We start from the raw sequence: 22,656 nt of genomic DNA, 5'->3' as shown, positions 1-22,656 counted from the left end.
ATCAGGCGGTTAGCACGCGCCACACCTATCCATTCAGCCGCGGCGCGCTTGAGACTGGGCATCTATAGCGCCTTTGACGGGAACAGATAGGGGTTTCCGGTGTTCCAGAAGACGGACGCCGTTTTTGCGCAAGGAGGCCCATTCGTGAATTTCCTGCAATCCGTGCCGACGATCCGTCGCATCGACACCGATCGCGACGACCTGTTCGCCATCGACGTGGTCGGTCATGTCTCGGCGGCCGATGCGGAAAACCTGTTCGGTCTGCTGGAGGCGGCCTACGCGCTGCATCAGCGAATCGACGTGGCCGTGCGCATCGTCGATCACGACGGCGTCGACTGGACCGACATCTCCGACGAGACCCTGAAGCAGGGCACCATCCATGCGCTGGAGCATATAGGTCGCTGCGCGGCGATCGGCACGCCGGACTGGACACCGGACGCGCGACACGCTTTGCCCGCATCGTCGCCCATCGAATTCAGGCATTTCAAGGCCGAGGACGAAGAAGAGGCCTGGGAATGGCTTGGGGTCCGGCGGGTCGGCGTACGAGAGAAGCCGGCGTCGTAACTCTATCGGACAATGGTCAATCGTTCGGCCGCGCGGGTGATCGCGGTATAGAGCCAGCGCTGGCGCGTTTCCTTGAAGGCCCAGCTTTCGTCGAACAGCACGATTTCGTTCCACTGCGAGCCCTGCGCCTTGTGCACGGTCAGCGCATAGCCATAGTCGAAATCATCAAAACGCTTCTTCTGCTGCCAGGGGATATCGGCGTCGGGATCCTCGAACGCCGCCTTGAGCAGCTTGATCTTGGCGACGCCGCGGTCCGGATCGTCCTCTTCCGGCGAAACCAGGAGGTTGATGCCGGGCTTCACTGTCTCGCGCGACGAGGTCATAACTTTCCACAGCGAGCCGTTGAGCAGGCCCTTGGCCGGGTCGTTGCGCAGGCAGACCAGCTTGTCGCCGGCCTGCGGATAGTCGGCGTTGAAGCCCTTGAGTTCGCGCAGGCGCTGATTGTAGCGGCGGCGCGTGCGATTGGTGCCGACCAGCACCTGGTCCGCCTTCAGCACCAGTTCCTGGGTGACGTCTTCCTTGCCGATCACCTGCGCCGTGCCATAGTCGCCGCGCACGAATTCGCGGCCTTCGCGCACGTCGAGCGCCAGCCGCAGGATCGGATTGTCGCGCGCCTGCCGGTGGATTTCGGTGAGCAGGAAGTCGGGCTCGTGATCGGTGAAGAAGCCACCGCCCGAGATCGGCGGCAACTGGCCGGGATCGCCCAGCACCAGGATCGGTGTGCCGAAACTCATCAGGTCGCGGCCGAGTTGCTCATCGACCATCGAACATTCGTCGATGACGACCAGTTTCGCACGCGAGATCGGGCTCTGCCGGTTGAGCGAAAAGGTCGGCGACATCGATGTCTTGCCGGTCAACTCGTCTTCCACCGATTCCTCGCCCTTGGGCCTGTAGATCAGCGAATGGATGGTGCGGGCGTTGACCGCCCCCTTGGAGCGCAGCACCTGGGCGGCCTTGCCGGTGAAGGCGGCGAACTGCACCTGACCGTCGACATGTTCGGCGAAATAGCGCGCCAGCGTCGTCTTGCCGGTGCCGGCATAGCCGAACAGCCTGAACAACTGCGGCTTGCCGGCCTGCAGCCAGCGGGCGACCGCTTGCAGCGCCTCATCCTGTTGGGGAGAAAATTCCATCTGATCGTGTGACCGGATTCGCAAGGGAAAGACAAGATAGGCGCCACCCATCGATACAAACGGCGGCTAACTCCCCACACGCAGACTATCAGGCGCAACCAAGAACGTAAAGGGAACAAACGTCGTTCCGCCCGTGATCATTGCGCGGCGTGCGGATCGTTCTCCAGCAGGATCGGCTTGCCGTGCGGCGTGGCATGAGCCGCGCGCTCCCAGGCCTGCGCCATCGCATCGACATCGGATTTGGCGGCCAGCCCCTTTGAGGCAAGCAGGCTTTCCAGCGCCGCGAGCCAATGTTCGTAATAGTCATGGCCGTCGCTTGCAGCGCCCGGCTTCTTGACCTCGGCGGACAGGGCCTCCGCCCATTCGCTCCACGAAAACAAGCCCTTGTCGTGCAGTGCCACCGTCATCGCAAAGGCTTCAGCCTGCCATGGTTCTGAAAATACCGGTTCGTCGAACGGCAAGGTGCCTTCATGCCGGCTCAAGATAGCTCTCCCAGGCATCGATCGAGACGACAAGCGTCGGATCCGCCCCCTCGCCCCAGATCTCCGTGCCGTCGAAAACCACCGTATAGACCCATTGCGGGGTCTCGCCTTGCCCATGCGCGTTGCTGTCGGGGAAGACGAAGCCGTCCCGCACCGCCTCGATCTTGCCTTGCCTGCCACGCGCATAGCGCGGCAGCCTTGTGTGGCCGGTCGGGTTGAAATTCTTCGCCCGCACGGCGTCGCCGGCCTTGAACCGCGCCGGCTCCGCCATCGGCCGGTTGCAGGGACCGCCCTTGGCCAGCACGGCAGGCACATTTTCCGCCTTCAGCACCCGTTTCGGGGTCGCCGCCGCATCGATCGCTTCGCCTGCCTCGAGATCGCGCTCGCTGACGAAACCATGGCGCTTGAGCAGCGTTTCCAGCGCCTTGATCCAGATCTGGTAATAGCTGGAGGAATAATAGTCGGCCGGATGCAGCGATTCCCGCGCATGCCGGCTCTCGTCGATGGTCCAGGCGCCCATGGCGCCGGCGCACAGCGTGACGCCGAGCGCCCGCCTCTCCCATTCGGCGTGGAAATAGGGCTCGTCCTTTTCGGGCGCGACCGGCCCGAACCCCATTTGTCCGCCGAGATCCTGCGGCCCGTTCATGCCGGCGCCCCCTCCGGTGCTTTGGCCAGCGCGGTGCCGATCATCGCATCGCGGCTCACCAGTGCGGCCAGCCGTTCCTCGCTCCAGCCTTCGGTACCCTTGGGGCGCATCGGCACGACGAGATAACGTAGTTCCGCCGTCGAATCCCAGACGCGTATCTTGGTGGTGGCCGACAGCGCCAGCCCGAATTCCTCGAGCACGCCGCGCGGATCGATCACCGCGCGCGACCGATAGGGCGGCGCCTTGTACCAGACCGGCGGCAAGCCAAGAACCGACCATGGATAGCAGGAGCACAGCGTGCAGACGACGAGGTTGTGCGTCTCCTCGGTGTTGAACACCGCCTGCATGTGCTCGCCCTGGCGGCCGGTATAGCTCAACGATTCGATCGCCGCCGTCGCATCGCGCTTGAGCCAATCCGCATAGGCAGGATCGCTCCAGGCCTTTGCCACCACCCTGGCGCCGTTGCGCGGGCCGATCTTGGTCTCGTAGGTATCGACGATGACGTCGATCGCCGCCGGATCGATCAGCCCCTTGCGGGTCAGGATGGTCTCCAGCGCCCGCACGCGGGCGGCAAAAGGATCGAGCTCGTTGTCGTGGTCATGATCATGGGACATGGCCGCAAATTACGGTCGCGAGCCGCCGGTCGCAAGCATGACGACTTGGGCCAGCGGAAATCAGCGCCTGATGGCCGGCTATTCGGCCGCCGTCTTCTGCGGCTCGGCCGGGATGTCGTCGTTGATGCCGAACAGCGAGGGCTGTTCGGCATCAACGACCGCGGGCAACTCGGCCTTGCGCTTCGGCATGAGTCCGATCAGCCAGCCCGAGAAATTCTCCATGTAGACGTAGATCACCGGTGTCACGAACAGGGTGAGCGCCTGCGAGGCCAGCAGGCCGCCGACAACGGCGACGCCCAGCGGCTGGCGCAGTTCGGCGCTGGCGCCGGTACCGAGCGCGATCGGGAACGTGCCCATCAGCGCCGCCAGCGTCGTCATCATGATCGGCCTGAAACGCATCAGGCAGGCCTTGTGAATGGAGTCCTTGGCCGACATGCCCTCTCGTCGCAATTCAAGCGCGACGTCGACCATCATGATGCCGTTCTTCTTGACGATGCCGATCAGCATCAGAATGCCGATCACCGCGATAACCGACAGATCCATGCCGGCGAAGCGCAAGGCAACGACCGCGCCCAGCACCGCCGACGGCAGGCCGGTGAGGATGGTGAGCGGATGGATGAAGCTCTCATACAGGATGCCGAGCACGATATAGATCGTCAGGATGGCGCCGCCGATGAGCAGGCCCTGATTGGCAAGCGAATCCTGGAAGGTCTTGGCGGTGCCGGCGAAGGACGTCGAGATCGCCGTCGGCATGCCGATCTGCTCCTTCAGCGCGCTGATGCGAGCCGTGCTGTCGCCAAGCGCCACGCCTTGCGGCAGATTGTAGGAGATGGTCACGGCTGGAAGCTGGCCGAGCTGGTTGACCGTCAGGGCGCCCGCCGTGCGATCGACCCGGGCGAAGGCGCCAAGCGGAACCAGGCTGCCGCTTGCCGTCCGCATCTGGATGGCGAGCATCCGCTCGGGCGACCATTCGATCTTGGGATCGAGCTCGGTGATGACTTCGTAGCTGTCGGCCGAACCGAAGATCGTCGAAACCTGGTCGGTGCCGAAGCCGCCATAGAGGGCGGAGCGCAGCGTGTCGGTATCGATGCCAAGCTGGGCGGCCTTGTCGCGATCGACGACCAGCGATGCCTGCAGCGCATTGTTCTGCAGGTCGCTGGTGACGTCGGTGAAGGTCGCATGGTCGGCCGCCATTGCGTCATTCAGTTTCTGCGCCCAGATATCGGTCTGGACGGTATCGAGGCCTTGGACCACCAACTGGTAGGCGCTAGCGGACGACCGCGAACCCAATCTTAGGTTCTGCACTGGCTGCATGTAGGTTTCGATACCCGCCACGCCGGCCAGCTGCTTGCGCAGATCCGCCTGTACCTTCTCGATGTTGGGTCGCTGGCTCTTGTCCTTCAACTGCACATAGAGCTGGCCCTGGTTCAATGCATTGTTGCCGCTGCCTGCTGACCAGGCCACATGCGAAACATAGGGCGAATGGGAAAAGACGCTTGCCACCTGGCCCTGCAGCTTTGCCATGGCGTCAAAGGAAATGTCCTGACGCGCGATGGTGGTCACCGAGATCTGGCCGATATCCTCTTGCGGGAAGAAGCCCTTTGGCGAAATCTCGATCAGCCATACCGACGCTGCCGCGGTGCCGATGAAGACGAGGAACACCAGGAAAGTCTGGCGCAGGCAAAAGCTCAGGACCCGGTCGTAGCCGCGCGTGACGAGGTCCCGCTTGTGGCCAGGGGCGTGTGCTTCGCGATCGGCCTTGGTGACCGACAAGAGCCGCGAGCACAGCATCGGCGTCAGCGTCAGCGACACGAACATCGATGCCAGGATGGCGACCGTCACGACCACGGCGAACTCGTTGAAGATGCGCCCGATGACACCGCCCATCAGAAGCACGGGGATGAACACGGCCACCAGCGAGATCGAGATCGAGATGATGGTGAAGCCGATTTCGCGCGCGCCCTTCAACGACGCGTCGAAGGCCGACAACCCATCCTCCTCCATGTGGCGGAAGATGTTTTCCAGCATGACGATGGCGTCGTCGACGACGAGGCCCACCGCCAGCGTCAGACCCATCAGCGATATGTTGTCGATGGAAAAGCCGAACAGGAACATCGCAGCCAGCGTGGCAATCAGCGAGATCGGCACCGCCACAGCCGGGATGATGGTCGCCGTCACCCGGCGCAGGAACACGAAGATCACCATCACCACCAGGGCGATGGTCAACAGCAGCGTGAACTGCACGTCGTCGACTGCCTGGCGGATCGAGGTCGAGCGGTCGTTGAGCAGCTTGATCTGGGCAGCGGCCGGCATCTGGTCCTGGAAGGACGGCAGCATCGCCTTGACCTTGTCCACGACGTCGACAGTGTTGGCATCGGGCTGGCGCTGCACGGCCATGATGATCGCGCGCGTGCCGTCATACCAGCTCGCCGTCGTCGTGGTCTGCACCGAATCGACGACGCGGGTCACCTCGCCCAGCCGCACCGGATGGCCGTTCTTAGTGGCGATGATGAGGTTGGAGAACCCGGCGGCGTCGGTCAGTTGGGTGTTTGCTGTGATGGTCAACTGCTGCTTGTTGTTCTGCAGCACGCCGAGCGGCGTATTGCTGTTGGCCGATGCGACCGCCGCCTGCAACTGGTCGATCGAGATGCCGCGCGCGGCAAGCGCTGTCGGATCGATCTGGATGCGCACGGCATATTTCTGCTGGCCGAAGATCGAGACCTGCGCCACGCCGTCGATGGTCGACAGCGACGGCGAGATGACGTTCTCGGCAAAGGCGTCGAGGTCGGTCAGCGGAACCGTGTCGCTGACCAGCGACATCAAAAGGATCGGCGCATCGGCCGGATTGACCTTGCGATAGCTGGGTGGCGACGTCATCTGCGGCGGCAGCGATTTTTGCGTTCGCGCGATCGCGGCCTGCACATCCGCCGCCGCTGCGTCGATATCCCTGTTGAGCACGAACTGGATCGCGATCGAGGTCTGGCCGAGCGAGTTCGTGGTCGAAATGGAATCAATGCCGGCGATGGTCGCGAACTGCTTGATCAGTGGCGTCGCCACCGATGTCGCCATGGTTTCCGGCGAGGCGCCAGGCAGCGAAGCCGAGACGTTGACCACCGGGAATTCGGCGCTGGGCAGTGCGGCCACCGGCAGGAATTTGTAGGCAAACAGTCCGCCCAGCACCAGGGCGAACGACATCAGGAGGGTGGCGACGGGCCTGCGAATACAGAATTCGGAGATCATCGGGCCGCCTCGCCGGCATTGGTTGCCTCAGCCACCTTGGGCGCTGCGGCCGCGGCGCCTTCGTGCACGGCGGCGCCATCCTTCAGCCTGGTCTGGCCTTCCGTGACCACTTTCTCGCCGGCTTTGAGGCCTTGGCTGATGGCACTGTTTTGGCCTTCTGTCAGCGCCACCTGGACCGGCCGCATCTCGACCGTGTTGTCCGGCTTGACCACATAGACGAACGGCCCCTTCTGGCTGGGCTGCACCGCAACGGTGGGAACGGAGGTCATCTGCGGCATCATGCCGGCGTCGAGCACGACATTCACATACTGGCCCGGCCACAGCGAAAGATCCGCGTTCGGTATGCTCGCCCGCGTGGCGATCGTGCCCGAGGCGGTATCGACGCTGGAATCGACGAAATCGAGCGTGCCCTTGCCGATCGGCGTCGGCTCGCCATCCTTGGTCAACGTCACCGCCCCTTGCTGCGGATCGGCAAGCGCCTTGTGCAGCAGCGCAAGGTTGCTTTCCGGCAAGTTGAAGTTGACCTGCAACGGGTCCATCTGGGTGATGGTCACCAGCGGCGTCGAGGTGCTGTTGTTGCCATTGCTGGTGGTCACCAGATCGCCGACGGCAACGTTGACCGCACCCAGCCTGCCCGCGATCGGCGCCGCGATGGTGGCAAAGCCAAGCTGGACATTGTCCGCGTCGATCGTCGCCTTGTCGGCGTCGACGGTCGCGGCCGCCGCCTTCTGTGCGGCTACGGCCTGATCGTAGGTTTGCTGCGTGCCGGCCTGCTTGGCGACAAGGTCCTTGGCGCGCTGAAAATCGGAATTCGAACTGGCAAGCAGCGCCTGGTCCTTGGCAAGCGTGGCCTGGTCCTTGGCGAGTTGCGCCTTGAGCGCCCGGTCGTCGAGCGAGAACAGGGTGTCGCCCGCCTTCACCATCTGCCCGTCCTTGACGTTGATCGACACGATCTGGCTGGAGACCCGCGCGTTGATGCTGACCACGGCGGGCGATGAGACGAAGCCGATGGCGTAGCGCCGGATCGGGAAGTCGGCCGTGGTTGCCGTCGCCGAAACGATCGAGGCCGAACGGGCGCCACTGCCGCCGGACCCCTGCTTGCCCCCGGCTGCCTGCTTGTCGGTTGCCGCCTTGTCCGACGCCACGACCTGCTTTGCGCCGATGAGTTGCTCAACCTTGCCCAGCGTGTCCGGAGACAGATAGAGCCAGGCCGCGCCCGCACAGGCGACGACAAGCAATGAAACAGTGACTTTTCCACGCATCGACAAAGGCCTCTCCGTCCGACACGCCGTAGTCAGGTGGTCGTATTCTAGCGCAATCCACGGCTCGTTGCCGCGATTTCGCCGAATAGATAGGACACGCATTTGTTGGAAAAGGGCCAAAACACGGCATTACGAAGATTTAATGTGCACTGCACAATCGGTAGGCAGCGCCGCTATCGCCGCGAGCCGACGCCCGTCGAACCTTCGGGGAACCCTATTTCAGCATCGGCCAAAGCGTGGCCGCCAAGAGCACGCCCATGGCGATGTTGAACCATTTCAGTCGCACCGGATCCGATAGAAAGCTCCGCAGTGCCGTGCCGAATCCCGCCCAAACCGAAACGCTCGGCAGGTTGACGATGGTGAAGGCGATCGAGATCAACACCACTGACAGGAACGGGTGCTCGGCATTGGCATAGACAGCCATGGCGGTGATCGCCATCACCCAGGCTTTCGGATTGACCCACTGGAATGCAGCCGCATCGATGAAGCGCATGGGCCGCCCTTTCGTGTCACCCTTGCCGGTCAGCGAGCGCGACATGGCGATCTTCCAGGCGAGATAGAGCAGATAGGCGCCCCCGGCGATCTTCAATCCAGTGTGCAGCGCCGGAAACGCCGTCAACACAGCGCCAAGGCCAAGGCCGACGGCAAGCAGCAGCACCAGGAAGCCCATGCTGATGCCAAGCATGTGCGGAACGGTTCTGGTAATGCCGAAATTCACCCCCGATGCCAGCAGCATGAGGTTGTTAGGCCCCGGCGTGATCGAGGTCACGAAGGCATAGACGAGCAGTGCGAGGAATGCGTCGAGGGTCATGACGGCTCACAAAGGTCAGCTATGCTGACTTAAATCGACCGGGCGCCGGACGCAACTTCATTCAATTGGTCCAATGCGCCTGCCGCGATCCGACGACTGATTTCCCGGGCACGCCTGACCGGATAAATTCGGGCAATCAGTCTCGACGACGGCGATACTTCAGCGCCCAAAGAAACCAACTGAAGATGACGATGCATCCGGCATGGAAGAAAATTCCATCCCAGAATCTGGTTGGATTGTCGGCATAGGCGACCCATTCAGCGGTTCGGCCGACCAGGACTGTCATCGTCACCCAGGCATGGGCAAGCACCCAAATCGAGAATGCGATCATGGCGTACATCATCACATGTATCGCCAGTTCTTGTCGCGGGGTCATGCGCCACCAATTCTCAAACCGTCTTTCGGGCTGCCTTGCCCTAACGTGAATGCAGAATCTGAACGTCGTATGAATTCTTACATGCCCTGCGGGCCGCGGTTCATCGCCGCCACGCCGGTGCGGCAGATCTCGACCAGGCCGAGCGGCTTCATGATGGCGATGAACTGGTCGAGCTTGGACCCCTTGCCGGTGATCTCGAAGATGAAATGCTCGGTGTTGGCGTCGATGACGCTGGCGCGGAATGCGTCGGCCAGCCGCAGTGCCTCGACCCGGGCCTCGCCGGTGCCGGCAACCTTGACCAGCGCCAGTTCCCGCTCCAGCGGCCGCTCCTGTCCGAATTCGTGCGAGCGCACGGTGAGATCGACCACGCGGTGGACCGGCACGATGCGCTCGAGCTGGTGCTTGATCTGCTCCAGCACATGCGGCGTGCCGCGCGTCACGATGGTGATGCGCGACAGGTGCTTTTCATGCTCGGTCTCGGAAACTGTCAGGCTCTCGATGTTGTAGCCGCGCCCGGAGAACAGGCCGATGACCCGGGCAAGCACGCCCGGTTCGTTGTCGACCAGCACGGAGAGCGTGTGATTCTCCGGCCGCTCCGTTTCCTTGGCGATGAAATAGGCGGAGCCGGTCGGTTGAAGGTGCTGTGCGTTCATGGCATGGATCTCAAATTCTTGGTCTGATTGTTTGTTTGCGCACGGCTTCTTTCGACAAGCCCTGCCTTGGCCCGTCGACTACACCAGCTCCCTGCCCTTGGCGTCGATGGCATTGGCCACGGCCTCGTCGGTGGCCTCGTCCGGCAACAGCATCTCGTTGTGCGCCTTGCCCGACGGGATCATCGGGAAGCAGTTGGCGAGGTTCGCCACGCGGCAGTCGAACAGCACGGGCTTGCGGACCGAGATCATCTCGGTGATGGCGTCGTCCAGTTCGTCCGGCTTCTCGCAACGTATGCCATGGCCGCCATAGGCCTCCGCCAGCTTGACGAAGTCAGGCATCGCCTCGGTGTAGGAATGCGACAGCCGGTTGCCGTGCAAGAGCTGCTGCCATTGCCGAACCATGCCCATATATTGGTTGTTGAGGATGAAGATCTTGATCGGCGCCTTGTACTGCACCGCCGCGCTCATCTCCTGCATCGTCATCTGCACCGAGGCGTCGCCGGCAATGTCGATGACCAGCGCATCGGGATGCGCGATCTGCACGCCGAGCGCCGCCGGCAGGCCGTAGCCCATCGTGCCCAGGCCGCCCGACGTCATCCAGCGGTTCGGCTTTTCGAAATGATAATGCTGCGCCGCCCACATCTGGTGCTGGCCGACCTCGGTGGTGATGTAGGTGTCCTTGTCCTTGGTCAGTTCGTAGAGCCGCTGGATGGCGTATTGCGGCATGATCACGTCATTGTTCATCTTGAAGGCGAGTGAATCGCGCGCACGCCATTTGGCGATCTGCTCCCACCAGGGGTAGAGCGCCTTCTTGTCGGCCTTGGCGGTTGCCCGCCACAGCCGCACCATATCCTCCAGCACCCGGCCGACATCGCCGATGATCGGAACCTCGGTGTGCACGTTCTTGTTGATCGAGGACGGGTCGATGTCGATGTGGATCTTCTTCGAGTGCGGCGAGAACGCATTGAGCCGGCCGGTGATGCGGTCGTCGAAGCGCGCGCCGATGCAGATCATCACGTCGCAGTCATGCATGGCCATGTTGGCCTCGTAGGTGCCATGCATGCCGAGCATGCCGACCCAGTTCTTTCCCGACGCCGGATAGGCGCCGAGCCCCATCAGCGTCGAGGTGATCGGGAAACCGGTGAGGTCGACCAGTTCGCGCAGCAAATGGCTCGCTTCCGGACCGGAATTGATCACACCGCCGCCCGAATAAATGATCGGCTTCTTGGCGGTGGCCATCAGTTCGACCGCGGCCTTGATCTTCTCCAGATCGCCCTGGACCTTCGGCTGGTAGCTGGTGCGCGGCGCGATCTGCGGCGGAACATAAAACCCCTTGGCGAACTGCACGTCCTTCGGGATGTCGACCACAACCGGACCGGGACGACCCGTGGTGGCGACATGGAAAGCCTCATGGATGGTCGCGGCCAGTTCGTTGACGTCCTTCACCAGCCAGTTGTGCTTGGTGCAGGGCCGCGTAATGCCGACCGTATCGCATTCCTGAAACGCGTCGGAGCCGATGAGAGAGGTCGGCACCTGGCCCGTCAGGCAGACCAGCGGGATCGAATCCATCAGCGCATCCTGCAGCGGCGTCACCGCATTGGTGGCGCCGGGGCCCGATGTCACCAGCATGACGCCGGCCTTGCCGGTCGAGCGCGCATAGCCTTCGGCCGCGTGGCCGGCACCTTGCTCGTGCCGCACGAGAATGTGCTCGACCTCGTCCTGCTGGAAGATCTCGTCATAGATCGGGAGAACCGCGCCGCCGGGATAACCGAAGACATGCTTGACGCCATTGTCCTTCAGCGCCTGCACCACCATTTCGGCGCCCGTCATCTCGCGCCGCTCACTCTGTCCGTTGCTCATCGGTCTGGTCCCGTACTGTCGCCGCTTGGGCGTTGCCACTTGGGTGTTGTCGGTCGTTTAGTCGTGTTTCAGGCAATAAAAAAGGCCCCCGAGGGAGCCTGTGTGTTGCGCATGGGAGGTTTTCGCCCGGCGGTTACACCGCCTTGCCCACGCGCCTTCCTACGAGAATGAGTGCCTTTTTCATGGTCGCGGACACTACGGGCCGGCAAGGCGCCCTGTCAACGGCAAAAATCGCGCCGGCGATCAAGGCGCTTTCCAATTCGACAAATGGCCCGTCACGATTTCGCGATGGGCGCCGCATCGTGCCGACACCGCCACCATCGCCCTTCGCAAGAGCGCTCCAATCCGGCTCGGAAACCGCTCTCTCCAGATAAGTCCTTGAAGCCACGCGAAACTATGGTGGGGCGTGACGAAGGCCGTCCTCTCTGCCGATACTTCATCGTCCGGCTTGCAAGTCGGGAGGAGCCACCATGACGGCCTGGATTTCACGGAGGAAAACTTATGCTCGACAAGGCCCCAAGCAAGAAACTGTCCGACCTGCTCGACCAATTCGGCGGAGCCCTCGCCGCCAATGACATCGACAGGGCTGTCGGTTGCTTCCAGGAGGATTGCTACTGGCGCGACCTCGTCACCTTCACTTGGAACATCAAGACCATGGAGGGCAAGGACCAGATCCGCGACATGCTGAAGAGCCAGCTGTCGAAGACAAAGCCGTCGCATTGGGCACTCGCCAAGGGCGAGGACGCGACCGAGAGCGGCGGGCTGATCGAGGGCTGGATCAGTTTCGAGACCGAAGTGGCGCGCGGCTTTGGCCACATCAGGCTGAAGGACGGCAAGATCTGGACGCTGCTGACCACCATGGTCGAATTGAAAGGCCACGAGGAACCGGCCGGCTTCGCGCGGCCGATGGGCGCCAAGCATGGCTCGGGCAAGAACCGTCCGACATGGAAGGAAGAACGTGAGAAGGAAGCCGCCGAGCTCGGCTTCAAGACGCAGCCCTATACGCTCATCATCGGCGGCGGCCAGGGCGGGATCGCGCTCGGCGCAAGGCTGCGCCAACTCGGCGTGCCGACTATCATCGTCGAGAAGAACGAACGGGCCGGCGACAGCTGGCGCAAGCGCTACAAGTCGCTCTGCCTGCACGATCCGGTCTGGTACGATCATCTGCCCTATATCGATTTCCCGAAGAACTGGCCGGTCTTCTCGCCGAAGGACAAGATCGGCGACTGGCTGGAAATGTACACCAAGGTGATGGAGCTGAACTACTGGTCGTCGACCGAGGCCAGGAGCGCCTCCTATGACGACGAGAAGAAGGAGTGGACCGTCGTCGTCCGCCGCGACGGCAAGGACATCACCTTGAAGCCCAAGCAATTGGTTCTGGCCACCGGACAGTCAGGCAAGGCCAATCTGCCAAAATTCAAGGGCATGGAGAGTTTCAAGGGCGATCAGCATCACTCCTCGAAGCACCCTGGCCCCGATGGCTATGCCGGGAAAAGAGCCGTTGTCATCGGCTCCAACAATTCCGCTCATGACATCGCGGCGGCCCTTTGGGAAGCCGGCGCCGACGTCACCATGGTGCAACGCTCGAGCACCCATATCTGCAGATCCGACACGCTGATGGAGATCGGACTGGGTTCGCTCTATTCGGAGCAGGCGCTGCAGAATGGCATCACCACGGCCAAGGCCGATCTTATCTTTGCTTCGCTGCCCTACAAGATCCTGCACGAGTTCCAGATCCCGGCCTATGCCGAGATGAAGAAACGCGACGCGGCGTTCTACAAAGGGCTGGAGAAGGCCGGTTTCATGCTCGACTGGGGCGACGACGAATCCGGCCTGTTCATGAAGTACCTCAGGCGCGGCTCCGGCTATTACATCGACGTCGGCGCCTCCCAGCTGATCATCGATGGTTCAATCAAGCTCAAGAGCGGCGTCGACGTCGAAGAGATCAGGCAGCATTCGGTTGTGCTGAGTGACGGATCGGAACTGCCTGCGGACCTCATCGTCTACGCCACCGGCTACGGCTCGATGAACGGCTGGGCCGCCGATCTGATCTCGCGCGAAACCGCCGATAAGGTCGGCAAATGCTGGGGCCTCGGCTCCAACACCACCAAGGATCCAGGCCCTTGGGAAGGCGAATTGCGCAACATGTGGAAGCCGACGCAGCAGGAAGCGCTATGGTTCCACGGCGGCAATCTGCACCAGTCGCGCCATTATTCGCAGTTCCTGTCGTTGCAATTGAAAGCCCGGCATGCCGGCCTGCCGACGCCGGTCTATGGGCTGCAGGCAGTGCACCACAAGGGATAGAAGGCAACCTCGCAAGGCCTTTTGCCATCCCGCATCGGCGATCGGAAAAGGGTGACCCTGCGCGGCATGTCCGCCGCGCGGGGTTTTCGTGTCAGTCCCGCAAAGTCACGCCGGTCGCCTTGGCCCAGCGCTCGAGGATCTTGCGTTCGTCAGGCGTAGCCAGACGGTTGCCGAAACCGCGCACCTGCACCGCCCGATGCTGTGGATCGAGCTCGATCGTCAGCAAGCGTTCGATCTTGCCGAGCGCCTTGCGTCGGAGCGTCCAGATCGAGGCATATCCGGCAATGCATTTGGTCGCATAGGACGACACGCAGTGATGCATCGCCCTCGACTCGGCAACGAGATCCTCCGCCGTCTTCAACTGGCGGATAGAGAACCACTCGCCATGCGCCTTGGCTTCCTTGGGCGACGGATGCCATTCCCAGTCCTGCAGGCGCGAGCCGGCCCATGCATTGTTCTGCACCGGTGCGCAGGCGACGGGTTGAGCCCGCGCGACGGCACGCCGGCGCATCGCCTCGATGCGTTCGATCGCGGCAAGGTCGCGATGCCAATCCGACATCTGCCGGCTGAGCGAGGCGAGCGTGCGGCCCTTCAGGCTGTACGCCTTGTCACGCCGGTGCATGGCGGCGATATAGTCGCTGAGATCGTCGATCTCCTCCTTCGACGTTGGCTGCCCGCAGAAGAAGCGAGCCACCTCGCGCCAGAAGGCCAGATCGGCGCGCGGCGTGCGCGCGATCTTGGTGCGCGCCAGGCGAGCTGCCAGTCCGCAATCCTCGGTGTAGGAGCGAGCAATCGCGAACCAGAACGCCTCTTCGAAGGCAAAGTCGCCGGCCACGTTGAGGAAGCAATGCACCTCCTTGCGCGACAGCCACGCATTGGCGCCCGCCTTGTAGAGCGACCCACCACCTGCAACCGCGACGTACCAGGCAAGGCGAAGCGCGATCTCCTGGCCGTCCAGCCCCGATCGATCCAGCCAGATGGCCTCGAGCGCGGCCGAAACCGGATAGCGCGCATAGAGATAGCGGGCAGCAGCCAGCCGCAGTCGCGCCGGGTCGCGCGTCTTCAGCTTTGGACGCCACAAAGCCCCGTCGCGGATCGCCATGCCGGCATGGCCTCGGCGTACCTCGTCGAGCGCCCGCTCGAAATCCGGAGCGGGGCGCGGCATGGCGCAAACCCGCCGCAGCGATGCTTGATATGCTTCAATGCGTTGGCGCTCGGCGTCCTGCCTGCGCTGGATCATGGACCTGGCCATGGCCGTTCTTCCCGATTGGAACCCTGTCAGCCGCACGCAATTCCAGCGGCGGCACGGAATGTGTCGATCTGGATTGGCGTGACATCTGACAGGCCTCCTCTGGGGATGACGGGTTGGAATGGGCGGGCTCTCTAGGCCCGCAGAAACTTTCGTGCAAGAGCCAATCTTCCAATATTTACAATGGCCTGAGTAAGTGTTGCAAAGGCGCATCTCAGGCCTTCAGTCAGCCACCATCGTCGGCCGGGAGCATGTAGGCTCCCACCGTTTCATCGATCTCAGTGGCATCGATACAGCCGCGGACAACGACCGCGGCAACGCATCGCAGTTTGGCGGCCGTCAGATCGTCAGGAAATGGAATCCGCTGCGGTGCGAGTCAGCCCGTTCGACCGCCATGGAGGCGCGAAATGCGTGAACAAGCTCTCATCATGCCTCCTTCAACAGTGTGGTCGATACGGGTGCGGCAGATGAAAAAGGGCCGCATGTCGGGCGCGGCTAATACTCCGGAACCATCCCGACAGCAATATGGCGAACGTGGCCAGCGTCGGCCGGCCCGGTCGAAGCGACTGCGCCAAGCCGGCTTGGTTCGCCTTGGACAGGTCGTTCGGTGCCGGCGTCAGGCAAACGCTCGCGGCAGCTCTCCGGCCGGAATGCAGCCACCGCATTGTCACCGTCGAAGCAGAAACACATGGGTTGCCCCCTGCCTGATGGGTCGCGTCAGGCGCGGTTGCTGAATTCGTGCACGACACGCTGCAGCAACGGCACATAGTCGCGAAACGCCCGCGTCTTCATGTTGGCGACCTTGCCGCCCTCGTCCCAGATACGGACCCGCACCGCCTCCTCGTGGAACGGGTTCTTGCGGAACTCGGCCACCTCGTCGGCGCTCATCGGTCCGCCCTGCAGCGACAGCGTATGGACCGAAGCCGGCGACAGTCTCGAGAAATAGGTCGGGTCGGTGGCGCAGAGATAGCGCTTGGCCGCGACATGCAGCCTCACGCATTCGACGATGATCGGCGGGAAGAACGGCGCCAGCACCTCGCCGCCGGCCTCGTCATGATGCTTGTCCTCGACATCGTCGGGCGAATAAGTGCCGAACTCGCTGGTGTAGTGGCCGATGTCGTGCAGCAGCGCGGCCGCCACCAGTACTTCGGGCGCACCATCCTGCTCCGCCAGCCAAGCCCCTTGCAGCATGTGCTCGGACATGGTGACGGGCTCGCCGAGATAGGATTCCGCGCCCCGGCGCTCGAAAATGTCGGCGATGAATTCGACGACATTGTCCGCGTTCAAATCCTGGCCGCTCATTCGGCGGCCTCCTTGAAGCTGTGCTCGATCGCCGCAAGCGTCGACAACAGGCCGTCCTTGTCGGCGTAGCAGCCCTGCAGCCAGCGCTTGCCGGTGCCCGAAAACGCCTTGCGGGCATGCATGACGCGCGTGTTGTCGACGATGAAGGCTTGGCCAGGCTGAAGCTTGAACGTCACTTCGAAGGCGGGATCCTCGATCAGCTCCGCGAACCGGCGATAGGCGGCATAGTAGGCGTCCATATCGGCGAACGGCACGTCGACGACAGGCGCCAGCGAACGGTTGTTGAAGCGGATGCAGATCAGCTCGCCATCCGGTCCGAGTTCGATCATCGGCCGCTTCGCCTGCAGCCGCACGCCGGACGAGCCGGCATATTCGAAGCGCGCCGGACAGGAACTCAGCAGCCGGAAGCCCTCAGGGTTTTCCGCCTGCAGCGCGGCCGCAACGGCAAAGCCGTCTACGACGCTGGACTCACCACCCTCCACCGTATTCTCGACACAGGCCAGGATCTGCAGCGTCGGCACCGGATCTCGATAGGGATTGTCGGTGTGCGCCTGGAGGCCGAGATTGGTGTAGGCGAGATTGTTCGGATTGACCTCGGCGCGCACTTCGAACCAGCGGCCGTAATTGGTCTCCCTGATATAGCCGAACAGGTCGGAGACCTTGCACAGCGCCCCGGACTCCGCCGGCAGTCCGTCCATCACCGCAAAGCCGTAGGTCCTCACCGCCGAAAGCCATTCGCGCAGGATGCTGCGGCCGTGAAAGGCCGCCTTGTAGCTGGCGCGCGGCACCGAATTCTGCATCGTCGCCTTGGTCCAGCGCTGGATGATATCGCCCGTCCAGCCGGGTTCGCGAAGCTCGTCGCGATCATAGGCGTTGGCGCTCAACCATTGAGCGGGAAAGCTGACCGTTTTTCCTTCCGGCACGAAGCTGATTTCCAGCGCGCCGCCCTTGATCGCGGCAGCCCCAATCCTCGTCTCGGCTGGAATGTCGAGGATGGTGATCAGCCGCTGGCCATTGCCGGCGCTGCGCGTCTTGTCGTCGAGCGCATTGTCGCGCAGCCACATGGCGTGAAAGCGGGTGCGCCTCCCACCCTGCCAGCCAAGTTCGATCGTTCTGCCTTCGTCGCCAATCAGCGCGTGGGTGAGCATGGATCCGTTCCTGTCCTCTACGCCCCGCGGCCGGGTCCGCAGGGTTTCGATTGCATGTTGGCCATAAGAAAGGCATAACTCAAATTATCATTTTTCGACCAAAGACCACGAATTTGTAATGCCTCGGAAACCCATTCCCCCTCTCCCTCCCCTCGACTGGCTGCGCAGTTTCGAGGCCGCGGCGCGGCTGTCGAACTTCACGGCGGCCGCGGCCGAACTCGGCCTGACCCAGGCGGCCGTCAGCCAGCATATCCGGCTGCTCGAGGAGCGGTTGAAGACGCGCCTGTTCTCGCGGCTGGCGCGCGGCGTCGCGCTGTCGCCGGAGGGCGCCGCCTATCTGCCGCACATCCAGTCGGCCTTCGCCACCATCTCCAGCAGCACGACTGAACTGTTCGAGCCGCGCGCTGTCCAGACCGTCTCGATCCGGGTGCCGATCTCCTTCGCCTTGCTGATACTGGTCCCCGCGCTGCCCGATCTCGCCCAGGCGCTGCCGCGCATCCAGCTCGATCTGGTGACGATCCATCGGCCGACCGACTACGATTTGCCGGGTTCCGCGCTCGACATCCGTTTTGGCAACGGCTCCTTTCCCGGGCGCGAGGCCGACAGGCTGACTGCCGAGCGCCTTGTGCCGGTGGCAAGTCCAACCCTCGCCGGTGCCACCGACTGGACAGCCCTGCCGCTGCTTCTGGTCGCCGGCGCGCGGGAAATGTGGGCGGAATGGTTCGCGGCTGCTGGACTGGCCGGCCACCCCCAGCGATCGCATCGCTTCGACAGTTTCGTCGCGGCGATGGAAGCGGCGAGCGCCGGCGCCGGCGTGCTGCTGGGGTCGCGGCCGCTTGTCGACGCAGCGCTCAGGAACAGGAGCCTGGTGCCGCTTTCCGATTTCGAGCTCTCCAGCAGCTCAGGTCATTTTCTGACCAGCGCATCGACCGCGCGCCTGACCAGTGCCGAACAGGAATTCCGCCAGTGGCTGCAGGGGCACCGGTCCAGAAAGGCCCCGGCGTGACCGGCACTGTCTGGCGCGATGTGGCGCCGACACGCTTCCAGCAAATCAGCGTGCCGGCCAACCCGCCATGCCGGCGTCAATCGAGACGGCGCACGCGGCGCCGCTTGCGCGCGGCCTTGATGGCGCTGATGCGCTCGGAGTCTTCTTCCCGGAGATGCCGTCCACGCTCGAGGATCTCGAGCGTGTATTCCTCATAGGTCAGGCCCAGCCGCTCGGCCTTGTCCATGCGCATCAGCATGACTTCGCGGCTCGGCGCCTTCCATGCCTTGGCGTGCGCGGCCTGCCAGGCCAGGAAAATGTAGGGATCGCCCTTGCCCCAGGGGGGCCCCTTATACTCATCAAGAGGCGGCCCCCCGTTGTGGGAGCGCTTTGGCTGTCTCGCCATGATCTCAGCCCCTGACCAGCGCGACGAGATAGTCGGCGCCCGCCTCCAGGGCATGGAAGGTGCAGTCCGACGGCGCGCCGAGCGCCAGGCAGTCGCCGGGTTCGAGCTTGTGCACCACATCGCCCTCGGCGAATTCGAGCCGTCCGGAAATCAGCCAGATCTGCTGCTTGATGAAGGCGTAGGAAGCCGCCGGCAGACTGACCCTGGCGCCAGGCGGCAGATGCACCTTGATCAGTTCGAGCGGCATGTCGCCGGCCGGTGACAGATGCCGCCTGACATAGCCTGTATCGGGATCGCGCCACACCGGCTGATCGGCCTCGCGCAGCAACCCGCCGCCTTGCAATTCCGCGCGTGCGATGAGGGTCGACAGCGTCATGCCGAAAGCCGCCGCGATGCGCACCAGAAGGGCCGCCGTCGGACTGGTCATGCCGCGCTCGATCGTGCTCAGCATCGCCTTGGAAACACCGGACCGCTCGGCAAGCTCGGCAAGCGACCAGTCCCGCACGACCCTCTCGGCATGGATCCGCCTGCCGATGGTCGAAGAAATATCGTTCGCTATATCATCCATTCGTCCATCATAGCGAAAGACAAGGATTGGTGAAGAGCCATTTCGCGACAATTTTCGCCAGGCGCTTAATCCTCTCTACACCATCCGACCTCATCCGGCCTTAACCCCATTCCAGTAGGGTCTGATGTCAAGGGAAATGGGGATTGGCCTGTCCATGTATGTCGAACGCGAAGCTTCCGTCGGAGAACCGACATCGCAGGAGCGCCGCAACGCAGAGCAGAACGACCGGCGCATTCTGGGCAATGTCGTGCAATGCGACGGCGCGCGCGCCACGATCGCCGCCTATGCCGATGACGTCGACGGCGCGGTGACCGGCCTTTGGACGGTCGGCAAGATGATCTCCATCAATTTGGGCACGACGCGAACCGTTGGCCTGGTCTATGGCATCGGCAAGTCGGACCGCGCCTGGAGCAATGAAGGCCAGAACGCCATCGAGGTCAGCATCGAGCTGATCGGCGAAGTGCGCGATGGTGCCGAGCCCGGCGCCAAGCCGGTCTTCGACCGCGGCATCACCGCCTATCCGCATATCGGCGCGATCGCGCACCGCATCCGCAGCCGCGACCTGCAGGCCGTCTACGATCTCGCCGGCCGCCATTCCATCACCATCGGTTCGCTGTCGCAGGACGAGGCGATCGCCGCCAACATCGCCATCGACGACACGCTGGCGCGCCATTTCGCCATTGTCGGCACCACCGGCGTCGGCAAGTCCACCGCCGTCTCGCTGCTGCTGCGCAAATCGATCGCGGCGCGCCCGGATCTGCGCATCCTGATCCTCGACCCGCACAATGAATTCGCGGCGTCGCTGCCGGAATATTGCGTCAAGGTCGATTCCAAGACGCTCGACCTGCCGTTCTGGATGTTCAGGCTCGAGGAATTCGCCGAGGTGTTGTTTCGCGGCCGTGAAACGGTGCCGGAAGAGATCGACGCGTTGCGCGACCTCATTCCGCTGGCTAAGAGCCTCTACCGCAACCCGAATTCAGGTGCCTATATCAGGCGCGGCAACGATGCCCTGACCGCCGATACGCCGGTGCCTTACCGCATCGCCGATCTGCTCAAGCAGATCGACGAGCGCATGGGCATGCTCGAAAGCAAGAACGAGCGCCCGACGCTCAAATCGCTGAAGACGCGCATCGAATCGGCGTCCGCCGATCCGCGCTATCGCTTCATGTTCAGTTCGCGCCTGATCGAGGACACCATCCACGAGACGATCGGCAACATCTTCCGCGTGCCGCATCACGGCCGGCCGGTGACCTGCTTCGAGATGGCCGGCATGCCTTCCGAAGTGGTCAACTCCGTCTGTTCGGTGCTGGCGCGCCTGGCCTTCGACCTCGCTCTGTGGAGCGAGGGCAAGCTGCAGCTGCTATTGCTGTGCGAGGAAGCGCATCGCTATATGCCGGCCGATCCGCGTCTCGGCTTCGCGCCGACCAGGCACGCGCTGTCGCGCATCGCCAAGGAAGGCCGCAAATATGGCTGCTATCTCGGCGTCGTCACGCAGCGCCCCGGCGAGCTTGACCCGACCATCCTGTCGCAATGTTCGACCTTCTTCGCCATGCGGCTCGCCAACGAGCAGGACCAGGCGATCATCCGCTCGGCCATCGCCGACTCCTCCGCCTCCACGCTTGCCTTCCTGTCGTCCATGGGACAGCGCGAAGCCATCGCCTTCGGCGAAGGCGTGGCGACGACCATGCGGCTGAAATTCGAAAGACTGCCCAGCCACCTGCTTCCCGGCGCGGCCAAGCGCGAACAGATCGAGTCGCCAAAGGCCGGCGATGATGTCGACCTGGTGGCGATCGTCGAGCGGCTGCGCAACGTGCCGAAACCGACGCCGCAGGCGATGGCCTTCGCCGAAGTGGTCGATTCCGGCCGCCAGGCCGGCGATCCCGATTACCGCAAGCCGGCAACCGGCCGCGCGCAAGCGGACGACGATTTCGACATGCGCTACGGCCTGAAGCCCGCCACCTTCGGCCTGCGCCCCCAGAACGACTGAGCCTGCAACTTTCTGACGAAGAGCGGCACCAGCTTCGAAAGGCTCGACGTCGAACCAGCTTGGGTAAATCCCGAAAGGGAATTCATCAGGCCGGATTGAATGGCGCGGTTTTCGAGAAGCCGGAGCGGAGCGGACATTCAGTCCGTGAGCACCGGAAGTCGAGAAAGCCGCGTCAGGCAACCGGCCTCATGAATTCTTCTTCGGGATTTTAGGCGCAGACGCGGTTGCGGCCCTGCCTCTTCGCCTCATAGAGCTGGCGGTCGGCGCGGCGGTAGAACTCCTCGGCCGTTTCCTTGCGGTCCCAGACGGCAAGGCCGACGCTGGTGGTGATCTTGAGCCGGACGTTGCCCGAAAGGATCGACATGTTGGCTACCGCCTTGCGGATGCGCTCGGCGAACTTGGCCAGCAACTCCGCCTCCATGTTGGGCGTGACCACGGCAAACTCCTCGCCGCCCAGCCGTGCCACCACGTCGTGGAAACGTGTCATGTCCTTGAGGCAGCTGGCGACGGCCCTGAGGACCTCGTCGCCGACATCGTGGCCGTGCGTGTCGTTGACCTGCTTGAAATGGTCGAGATCGAGGATCATCAGCCCGACCGGCTTTTCGATGCGGCGGAACTCCTCGAGATATTCCTTAAGCGCATCGTCGAAATAGCGTCGGTTCTGCATGCCGGTCAGGCTGTCCGTCAGCGCGGCGTGCTCGAGCGTTTCGGAGCGAGCGCTGAGCGAAACCGTCATGGCGCGCAGCTTGCCTTCTTCCGTCGCCTGTTTGCGGATCAGCGGATAGATGAAGAAGATGCCGAAAAACAGCGCGGTCGCAAGCAGCACCCCGGTCGCGAACAACAGCTTGTTGAGGTAGATGACCTTGTCCAGGCCCGACTGCGTATGGAGTTCCGTGGCGAAGGATTGCAAGAGCCCATAGGCGTGCAGCGTCACCAGGCCAGCGGCCAGGATCACGAAAATAAAGACGAAAAAAGCGGATTCCGCCTTATGGAAACGCATCTGCTCCCCAATGGAAAAGTGCCCATCGACCTTATGGCACGGACCGCCTTACGGAGCGTTAATCCCGGC

General features: G+C 63.1%; 20 protein-coding genes. 4 read left to right on the top strand and 16 right to left on the bottom strand.

Going from position 1 to position 22,656, the window contains the following annotated elements:
• Positions 1–144: 144 nt before the first annotated feature.
• Complete coding sequence (locus CK226_RS01815; protein ID WP_095773056.1) at positions 145–564, top strand: STAS/SEC14 domain-containing protein; 420 nt, start codon at positions 145–147, stop codon at positions 562–564.
• Positions 565–566: 2 nt separating this feature from the next.
• Here the strand turns inward: CK226_RS01815 and CK226_RS01810 are convergent, their stop codons facing one another.
• The 10 genes from CK226_RS01810 to CK226_RS01765 form a co-directional block, all read right to left on the bottom strand.
• Positions 567–1,694 carry an ATP-dependent RecD-like DNA helicase gene (locus tag CK226_RS01810; protein WP_095790860.1) on the bottom strand — a complete coding sequence of 376 codons (1,128 nt, stop codon included), beginning with the start codon at positions 1,692–1,694 and terminating at the stop codon, positions 567–569.
• Positions 1,695–1,831: 137 nt separating this feature from the next.
• Positions 1,832–2,194: a nitrile hydratase accessory protein gene (locus CK226_RS01805; protein ID WP_179295870.1), complete on the bottom strand. Its 363-nt coding sequence runs from the start codon at positions 2,192–2,194 to the stop codon at positions 1,832–1,834.
• Complete coding sequence (gene nthB / locus CK226_RS01800; RefSeq protein ID WP_095790859.1) at positions 2,163–2,822, bottom strand: nitrile hydratase subunit beta; 660 nt, start codon at positions 2,820–2,822, stop codon at positions 2,163–2,165. Before nthB ends, CK226_RS01805 begins: the two co-directional genes overlap by 32 nt.
• Positions 2,819–3,436, bottom strand: a complete 618-nt coding sequence (nthA, locus tag CK226_RS01795; protein WP_095790858.1) for a nitrile hydratase subunit alpha — start codon at positions 3,434–3,436, stop codon at positions 2,819–2,821. Before nthA ends, nthB begins: the two co-directional genes overlap by 4 nt.
• 78 nt (positions 3,437–3,514) lie before the next feature.
• Positions 3,515–6,676 (bottom strand): efflux RND transporter permease subunit, encoded by a 3,162-nt coding sequence (locus tag CK226_RS01790; protein ID WP_095790857.1) that lies wholly within the window; start codon positions 6,674–6,676, stop codon positions 3,515–3,517.
• On the bottom strand, positions 6,673–7,938 hold the full coding sequence (locus tag CK226_RS01785; RefSeq protein WP_095790856.1) for an efflux RND transporter periplasmic adaptor subunit: 1,266 nt from the start codon (positions 7,936–7,938) through the stop codon (positions 6,673–6,675). Before CK226_RS01785 ends, CK226_RS01790 begins: the two co-directional genes overlap by 4 nt.
• Positions 7,939–8,152: 214 nt before the next feature.
• The gene (locus CK226_RS01780; RefSeq protein ID WP_095790855.1) at positions 8,153–8,749 is read right to left on the bottom strand and encodes a LysE family translocator; all 597 of its coding nucleotides are present in this window, start codon (positions 8,747–8,749) and stop codon (positions 8,153–8,155) included.
• A gap of 136 nt (positions 8,750–8,885) precedes the next feature.
• Complete coding sequence (locus tag CK226_RS01775; protein ID WP_210202222.1) at positions 8,886–9,089, bottom strand: hypothetical protein; 204 nt, start codon at positions 9,087–9,089, stop codon at positions 8,886–8,888.
• 113 nt (positions 9,090–9,202) lie between these two features.
• Positions 9,203–9,778, bottom strand: a complete 576-nt coding sequence (ilvN, locus tag CK226_RS01770) for an acetolactate synthase small subunit (protein WP_013894763.1) — start codon at positions 9,776–9,778, stop codon at positions 9,203–9,205.
• Positions 9,779–9,856: 78 nt separating this feature from the next.
• A complete protein-coding gene (locus tag CK226_RS01765) occupies positions 9,857–11,638 on the bottom strand; it encodes an acetolactate synthase 3 large subunit (RefSeq protein WP_095787806.1) in 1,782 nt (593 codons plus the stop codon).
• A 501-nt stretch (positions 11,639–12,139) separates the two neighbouring features.
• On the opposite strand from CK226_RS01765, the gene CK226_RS01760 reads away from it, so the two are divergent.
• A complete protein-coding gene (locus tag CK226_RS01760) occupies positions 12,140–13,942 on the top strand; it encodes an NAD(P)/FAD-dependent oxidoreductase (RefSeq protein ID WP_095790853.1) in 1,803 nt (600 codons plus the stop codon).
• Between the two features lie 91 nt (positions 13,943–14,033).
• Here the strand turns inward: CK226_RS01760 and CK226_RS01755 are convergent, their stop codons facing one another.
• The 3 genes from CK226_RS01755 to CK226_RS01740 form a co-directional block, all read right to left on the bottom strand.
• Positions 14,034–15,194: a PcfJ domain-containing protein gene (locus CK226_RS01755; protein ID WP_095790852.1), complete on the bottom strand. Its 1,161-nt coding sequence runs from the start codon at positions 15,192–15,194 to the stop codon at positions 14,034–14,036.
• Positions 15,195–15,908: 714 nt separating this feature from the next.
• Positions 15,909–16,493 (bottom strand): HD domain-containing protein, encoded by a 585-nt coding sequence (locus CK226_RS01745; RefSeq protein WP_095790850.1) that lies wholly within the window; start codon positions 16,491–16,493, stop codon positions 15,909–15,911.
• Positions 16,490–17,641, bottom strand: a complete 1,152-nt coding sequence (locus CK226_RS01740; RefSeq protein WP_095773067.1) for a gamma-butyrobetaine dioxygenase — start codon at positions 17,639–17,641, stop codon at positions 16,490–16,492. Before CK226_RS01740 ends, CK226_RS01745 begins: the two co-directional genes overlap by 4 nt.
• Before the next feature lie 118 nt (positions 17,642–17,759).
• Here CK226_RS01740 and CK226_RS01735 point away from each other — a divergent pair, with 118 nt between their 5' ends.
• The gene (locus CK226_RS01735) at positions 17,760–18,647 is read left to right on the top strand and encodes a LysR family transcriptional regulator (protein WP_095790849.1); all 888 of its coding nucleotides are present in this window, start codon (positions 17,760–17,762) and stop codon (positions 18,645–18,647) included.
• A gap of 76 nt (positions 18,648–18,723) precedes the next feature.
• Here the strand turns inward: CK226_RS01735 and CK226_RS01730 are convergent, their stop codons facing one another.
• Both CK226_RS01730 and CK226_RS01725 read right to left on the bottom strand, forming a co-directional pair.
• Complete coding sequence (locus tag CK226_RS01730) at positions 18,724–19,032, bottom strand: hypothetical protein (protein ID WP_095790848.1); 309 nt, start codon at positions 19,030–19,032, stop codon at positions 18,724–18,726.
• A gap of 4 nt (positions 19,033–19,036) precedes the next feature.
• A complete protein-coding gene (locus CK226_RS01725) occupies positions 19,037–19,600 on the bottom strand; it encodes an XRE family transcriptional regulator (protein ID WP_095790847.1) in 564 nt (187 codons plus the stop codon).
• A gap of 154 nt (positions 19,601–19,754) precedes the next feature.
• Here CK226_RS01725 and CK226_RS01720 point away from each other — a divergent pair, with 154 nt between their 5' ends.
• Positions 19,755–21,587 (top strand): ATP-binding protein, encoded by a 1,833-nt coding sequence (locus CK226_RS01720; RefSeq protein WP_095787797.1) that lies wholly within the window; start codon positions 19,755–19,757, stop codon positions 21,585–21,587.
• Between the two features lie 208 nt (positions 21,588–21,795).
• Here the strand turns inward: CK226_RS01720 and CK226_RS01715 are convergent, their stop codons facing one another.
• On the bottom strand, positions 21,796–22,587 hold the full coding sequence (locus CK226_RS01715) for a GGDEF domain-containing protein (RefSeq protein ID WP_095787796.1): 792 nt from the start codon (positions 22,585–22,587) through the stop codon (positions 21,796–21,798).
• Positions 22,588–22,656 lie beyond the last annotated feature (69 nt).

The sequence above is a fragment of the Mesorhizobium sp. WSM4311 genome (genome assembly GCF_002295115.1).
In the GTDB taxonomy this organism is placed as follows: domain Bacteria; phylum Pseudomonadota; class Alphaproteobacteria; order Rhizobiales; family Rhizobiaceae; genus Mesorhizobium.
This window is presented reverse-complemented; position numbering and strand designations above follow the sequence as displayed.

Bases quoted from the DNA above. Each gene is read 5' to 3' on its own strand.
- CK226_RS01810 (WP_095790860.1), bottom strand. From the start codon at position 1,694: ATGGAATTTTCTCCCCAACAGGATGAGGCGCTGCAAGCGGTCGCCCGC.
- CK226_RS01805 (WP_179295870.1), bottom strand. From the start codon at position 2,194: ATGCCTGGGAGAGCTATCTTGAGCCGGCATGAAGGCACCTTGCCGTTC.
- nthB (WP_095790859.1), bottom strand. From the start codon at position 2,822: ATGAACGGGCCGCAGGATCTCGGCGGACAAATGGGGTTCGGGCCGGTC.
- nthA (WP_095790858.1), bottom strand. From the start codon at position 3,436: ATGTCCCATGATCATGACCACGACAACGAGCTCGATCCTTTTGCCGCC.
- CK226_RS01790 (WP_095790857.1), bottom strand. From the start codon at position 6,676: ATGATCTCCGAATTCTGTATTCGCAGGCCCGTCGCCACCCTCCTGATG.
- CK226_RS01785 (WP_095790856.1), bottom strand. From the start codon at position 7,938: ATGCGTGGAAAAGTCACTGTTTCATTGCTTGTCGTCGCCTGTGCGGGC.
- CK226_RS01780 (WP_095790855.1), bottom strand. From the start codon at position 8,749: ATGACCCTCGACGCATTCCTCGCACTGCTCGTCTATGCCTTCGTGACC.
- CK226_RS01775 (WP_210202222.1), bottom strand. From the start codon at position 9,089: ATGTACGCCATGATCGCATTCTCGATTTGGGTGCTTGCCCATGCCTGG.
- ilvN (WP_013894763.1), bottom strand. From the start codon at position 9,778: ATGAACGCACAGCACCTTCAACCGACCGGCTCCGCCTATTTCATCGCC.
- CK226_RS01765 (WP_095787806.1), bottom strand. From the start codon at position 11,638: ATGAGCAACGGACAGAGTGAGCGGCGCGAGATGACGGGCGCCGAAATG.
- CK226_RS01760 (WP_095790853.1), top strand. From the start codon at position 12,140: ATGCTCGACAAGGCCCCAAGCAAGAAACTGTCCGACCTGCTCGACCAA.
- CK226_RS01755 (WP_095790852.1), bottom strand. From the start codon at position 15,194: ATGGCCAGGTCCATGATCCAGCGCAGGCAGGACGCCGAGCGCCAACGC.
- CK226_RS01745 (WP_095790850.1), bottom strand. From the start codon at position 16,493: ATGAGCGGCCAGGATTTGAACGCGGACAATGTCGTCGAATTCATCGCC.
- CK226_RS01740 (WP_095773067.1), bottom strand. From the start codon at position 17,641: ATGCTCACCCACGCGCTGATTGGCGACGAAGGCAGAACGATCGAACTT.
- CK226_RS01735 (WP_095790849.1), top strand. From the start codon at position 17,760: ATGCCTCGGAAACCCATTCCCCCTCTCCCTCCCCTCGACTGGCTGCGC.
- CK226_RS01730 (WP_095790848.1), bottom strand. From the start codon at position 19,032: ATGGCGAGACAGCCAAAGCGCTCCCACAACGGGGGGCCGCCTCTTGAT.
- CK226_RS01725 (WP_095790847.1), bottom strand. From the start codon at position 19,600: ATGGATGATATAGCGAACGATATTTCTTCGACCATCGGCAGGCGGATC.
- CK226_RS01720 (WP_095787797.1), top strand. From the start codon at position 19,755: ATGTATGTCGAACGCGAAGCTTCCGTCGGAGAACCGACATCGCAGGAG.
- CK226_RS01715 (WP_095787796.1), bottom strand. From the start codon at position 22,587: ATGCGTTTCCATAAGGCGGAATCCGCTTTTTTCGTCTTTATTTTCGTG.